Raw genomic sequence first — 5,187 nt, forward strand, 5'->3', positions numbered from 1 at the left:
TCAGGCCGTACGGGCCACCGCATCGCGGGAAGCCTGTTCCCGCTCTTCGCCGGTAAGTTCGGCGAGCTGGCCAGCGCGCATCTCCAGCAGACGATCGGCGTGCTGGAAGTAGTGATCGTCATGGCTGATGGCGAACACGGTTTTGCCCATCTGCTGCATCAGCGGCAGCAGGACCTGGTAAAACTCGCGGCGGAAATGCGGATCCTGATCCGCCGCCCATTCATCCAGCAGAATGATGTCCCGGGACTCGGCCAGCGCCAGCAGGAGCGCCACGCGCTTCTTCTGCCCTTTCGACAGCCGCAGGTCGGCGATTTTTCCGTTCTCCAGCTGCAGCTTGTGGGCCATTTGCAGACGCTCCAGCCATGTCGCCACCAGCGCCGGATCGGCCTCCTCGCCCTGCGGCCCGAGCAGGCGGTCAAACAGCCAGACGTCGGTAAACACTGCGGAAAACAGTTTGCGGTACTCCTCTGGCCTCTCCGCCGCCAGCGGCTGGCCGTCGACGAGGATCTGACCGGATATTGGCTGGTACAGGCCGGTCAGGAGCATCGCCAGCGTTGACTTGCCGCTACCGTTGCCGCCTATCAGAAACACCAGCTCGCCGCGCTTCAGCGTCAGATTAAGCGGCCCTACCGCAAAGCGCTGGTCCGGATAATGGAAGGTGACATCGCGCAGCTCCAGCGTCTGCCAGTCAGGATGCGCCTGCGGCCGGGGAAAGTCGGCCCGGTACGGGGCGAGGGAGAACTGACGCAGCTTGTTAAACGCCACCTGGGCGCTGAGCAGCGTGGGCAGCGCGCCGACGGCGGAGAGCAGCGGCGTGCGCAGAAACAGCAGCGTCAGGGAATAGGTCGCCGCCACGGCGGTATCGGCCCAGCCGAGGCTGTTGGCCATCCAGAACACCAGCCCGATGGCGCCAAGCATCATAATATTCGACCAGTTGACCGCGCTGAGGTGGAAGGTATCGGCGCGAACGATATGGTGCCGGTACTCCCGGGCGTCCGGGAGGTAGAGCTGGTTAAACACATACTCCGCGCGCTCGCGGTTGAGGGTCAGCTCTTTACGCCCCTCCAGCACCGTCTGATAGTCGTGATACAGTTTATCTTCCGTTTCGCGCAGGCTGGCCATATGTTTGTACACCCGCGAGACCAGCACAAAGCCGCCCCAGATGGTGAGCGCCATCCACAGCGCCGTCACCAGCATCATTTTTCCTGACAGCCAGGCGAGGTAGGCCGCGGAGCCGAAGGTGAGAATGATCCCCTGCACCAGCTCCGGCAGGCGCACAAAGGCGATGGTGATATTGCGGATATCGCTGGTCAGCCCGGCAAGCAGCGACGCGCTGCCGATCTTCTCTACTTGTTCAATCTGGGTATCGAGGATGCGTTTAACAAACTCACCGCGCAGACGATAGACAAAATGGTGGCCGAGGGTGGTTAGCGCCAGCTGCGAACCCAGGGTCACCGCCATCAGCAGCCCCAGCAGACCAAGAAACTCCGGCAGGACCCGCAGCGAGGTATCGACAGCGGTAATCAGACGCAGGTTAATGAAAGCGATTAAGCCGATACCCAGCGCGGCGCTGAGCAGGCTGAGAGCAATAACGCCCAGAAACGGCCAGCGGTACTGGCGCCAGACGAGAGAGAGAAGTTCCATAACAGGCTATCCGCAAAAGCAAAACAGCCAGCAGTTTAAACGGCTCGCCGATGACATCAAGAATAATTCTTATTTTAATACTGGCGACCGCCCGCCTGTCGGAAGGTGAGATTGTAACGACAGTCGCCCGTTTCCGGATGATGCCCCGCTTTTAGCGGCTGAATGCCATGATAAAACAGGCGCGACTCGCCGCCCCAGACCACCACATCGCCATGCTCCAGCAGCAGCCGCTGCAGCGGGTCGCTGCGTTGCAAGCCGCCAAACTGAAAGATGGCCGGCAAGCCCAGCGAGACCGAGACAATCGGCGCCCGCAGATCCTGTTCATCTTTATCCTGATGCAACGACAGTTTTGCGCCAGGACAATAGCGGTTAATCAAACAGGCGTCGGGGGAAAACCCCGGATAGCCGCCGGCGGCGGCCGCCGCCAGCGCCAGTTCATGAAATACGGCAGGCATCGGCGGCCAGGTTTGATCGGTTACCGGGTCGACCGGGGCGTACAAATAGCCCTGGCGATCGGTAGTCCAGCCCAGCGCGCCGCAGTTGGTCATGGCGACCGACATGGTGTACCCGCCCGGCGTGACCATCTGGCGAAACGGCGACTGACTGGCGACGTCGGCTATCGCCTGCAGCAGCGCCGGGGCGCGTTCGCGGGCAAATCGCCGCAGCACCACCGCGCCGGGGGCCAGCGGCTCCTGCCACGGTGGGGTATCGCTAAACAGATCGAGCATTACTCCTCCTCATGTTGGGCCTCGCGCGCCAGCAGCTGCGCTTTTCGCGCCGTTCCCCAGCGATAACCGGACAGGGCGCCATCTTCACGCACCACCCGATGGCAGGGAACAATCACCGCCAGCGAATTCGCCGCGCAGGCGCCGGCCACGGCTCTTACCGCCCGCGGCTGGCCAATATGCTCTGCCACCTGGCGGTAGCTGCGGGTCTCGCCCACCGGGATCTGCCGCAGCGCCTGCNAGACCTGCAGCTGAAACGCAGTGCCCTGCAGATCCAGCGGCAGCGATACCGGCCGCCGGCTGTCGTCGAGGTGGGCGAAAATCTCGGCCATCTGCTGACAAAAATCGGGGTCGCCTTCACGCAGCTCGGCATTGGGAAAGCGCCGGCGCAGGTCGTCGAGCAATGCCGCATCGTTATCACCCGGCAGCACCGCGCAGACGCCGCGCTCGCTCTGCGCCACCAGGCAACGACCCAGCGCGCAGTCGCCCGTGGTCCAGGTTACCACGGTGGCGGCGCCGCCGCGGCGAAACCGGCTGGCGGTCATCCCTAACGCTGCGTCGGCCTGGCGATAATAGCTGCTGCTGTCGGGAAAACCAGCCGCCAGCGCGGCGCGGGTCACCGGTATCCCCTGCTCCAGCGCTTCCCGCAGGCGCTGCGCCCGCCACGCTTGTTGCCAGGCTTTAGGGGTCATGCCGGTGACGGATTTAAATAAACGGTGGAAATGAAACGGGCTCATCGCCAGCTGGCCTGCCAGCGCCTCGAGGGTCAGGGGCGCGTCCTGCTCCAGCAGCCGACAGGCCTGCGCCACTTTGTCGACCCTTTGCTGCTGCGGGTAGTCTTTATCCGGTTGGCAGCGTTTGCAGGGGCGGAATCCCGCCGCCACGGCGGCGGCGACGTCGGCAAAAAAGCGTACGTTTTCCCGCCGCGCGCGCCGCGAGCGGCAGGAGGGACGACAGCAGATGCCGGTGGTCAGTACCGCAAAGACGAACTGACCATCGGCCCGGGTATCACGTTCGCAGACCGCCTGCCAGCGGCGATCATCGGTATCGGCAACTATCGGTTTCATGACGGGTCTCCAGCTGTAAGTGTACCCTCAGTCTGTGGTAAAGCCCGCAGTAAAAAACCCGCAATCTTGCTTTTTAATTTTTCTCGCCGACAAGGAAAGTGCGGAACTGCGGCGACATCCAGGTTTTAAAATCCTCTCCATCTTTAACGATCATGTAGACCGCCAGCCCCTCCTCGCGCACCACCTGCTGCGCTTTTTCCGGCCCCAGCACCATCAGTCCGGTATCCCAGCCGTCCGCCTCCAGCGCCGTTGGCGCAATGACGGTCACGGAGACCAGCTTATGGGTTATCGGCTGCCCGGTCTGCGGATCGATAACGTGCGAGATGCGTTTGCCATCGAGTTCATAGTAGTTGCGATAGCTGCCGGAGGTGCTGATGCCGTGACCATTGATGTCGACAATCGCCTGAACGGCGTTTTCGCGGTCGGTCGGCTTCTGGATCGCTACCCGCCAGGGCTTGCCTTCGCCGTTCATCCCGCGGCTGACCAGCGCCCCGCCCACCGACACCAGATAGCGGGAGATCCCCTCCTGCTCCATCAACCGCGCGAGGTGGTCGGCGGCATAGCCTTCCCCCACGGTGGAGAGGTCGACAAACAGATCGGGAATATCTTTTTGCAGGAACTGCCTGCCGCTCTGATTGATAACCTGTAGATGCTGCAGGCCGGTGCGCGCTTTCGCCGCGGCGATCGCCTGCGCATCCGGGGTGGTGACCGGCTGTTTATCCGGGCCAAAGCCCCACAGGTTGACCAGCGGCCCCACGGTAATATCCATCGCGCCGTGCGTTTTGGCGCCAATCCGCAGCGACAGGGTGACGATATCCGCCATCGCTTCGCTCACCGGCCAGGGTTCGGTAGTGGCGGCATGATTGAAGCGCATCAGCGCTGAGTCGTTTTTCCAGGTCGACAGCAGGCGATCGTCGGCGTCCAGCTGGGCCTGAACCTTGGCGCGCAACGCCTGGGCCTTTGCCTCATCCACGCCAATGACGCTGACCCGCCAGAAGGTGCCCATCGTTTTGCCATCCAGCACGGTGGCCGTCGCGGTGGGGGTCGCAGGAGTGGTAGCTGAATCGCAGCCAGAGAGCAGAACGCAGGCGCCCAGCAGCGCGGCGCGAAAGAAAGTCATATCCATTAATCGAGGCTCCTCTTACCAGGGCGACAAGAGTATACCAGCGAGGTTAAACCGGACATAAAAAAAGGCGCCAGAGGCGCCTTTTTGTTATGCATCTTGCAACTTAGAACTGGTAAACCAGGCCCAGTGCAACCACGTCGTCGGTAGAGATACCGGCTTTACGAGTGAAGTCGTTTTCATCCAGCAGGTTGATTTTGTAGTCAACATAGGTGGACATGTTTTTGTTGAAGTAGTAGGTCGCGCCAACGTCAACATACTTCAGGATGTCCTGGTCGCCGTAGCNNNCCAGATCCTTACCTTTAGACTGCAGGTAAGCCACAGACGGACGCAGACCGAAGTCGAACTGGTACTGAGCAACCACTTCGAAGTTCTGCGCTTTGTTTGCAAAGCCCAGGGAACCGGCGCGGGTCGCGTTGTAGGTCTGGGTGTACTGAGTGGCCAGGTAGATGTTGTTCGCGTCGTATTTCAGACCGCCGGTGTAGGTTTCAGCGTTGTCGCCACGACCCAGTGCCGGAACACTATTCTGCTCGTCGGTACGTTTGGAGTGAGAGTACGCGAAACCAGCGCTGATGCCATCCCAAATATCGTAGGTCAGAGAGGTGCCGAAGCCGTCGCCGTTCTGTTT

Annotated in this window: 4 protein-coding genes; all 4 read right to left on the bottom strand. The window is 61.6% G+C overall.

Going from position 1 to position 5,187, the window contains the following annotated elements; all coding sequences use genetic code 11:
- The 4 genes from VZP09_RS13295 to apbE all read right to left on the bottom strand — a co-directional run bounded on the left by VZP09_RS13295 (window position 1) and on the right by apbE (window position 4,562).
- Complete coding sequence (locus VZP09_RS13295; protein ID WP_004184919.1) at window positions 1-1,644, bottom strand: multidrug ABC transporter permease/ATP-binding protein; 1,644 nt, start codon at window positions 1,642-1,644, stop codon at window positions 1-3.
- Window positions 1,645-1,718: 74 nt separating this feature from the next.
- The gene (gene alkB / locus VZP09_RS13300) at window positions 1,719-2,372 is read right to left on the bottom strand and encodes a DNA oxidative demethylase AlkB (RefSeq protein ID WP_040239781.1); all 654 of its coding nucleotides are present in this window, start codon (window positions 2,370-2,372) and stop codon (window positions 1,719-1,721) included.
- A complete protein-coding gene (gene ada, locus VZP09_RS13305; protein ID WP_328795206.1) occupies window positions 2,372-3,436 on the bottom strand; it encodes a bifunctional DNA-binding transcriptional regulator/O6-methylguanine-DNA methyltransferase Ada in 1,065 nt (354 codons plus the stop codon). The genes alkB and ada overlap by 1 nt, the downstream gene beginning before the upstream one ends.
- 73 nt (window positions 3,437-3,509) lie before the next feature.
- Entirely contained in the window at window positions 3,510-4,562 is a 1,053-nt protein-coding gene (gene apbE / locus VZP09_RS13310) for an FAD:protein FMN transferase ApbE (protein ID WP_048337181.1), read from the bottom strand.
- Between the last annotated feature and the right edge of the window lie 625 nt (window positions 4,563-5,187).

Source organism: Klebsiella sp. EMBS2024, assembly GCF_036233805.1.
Lineage (GTDB): Bacteria > Pseudomonadota > Gammaproteobacteria > Enterobacterales > Enterobacteriaceae > Klebsiella > Klebsiella pneumoniae.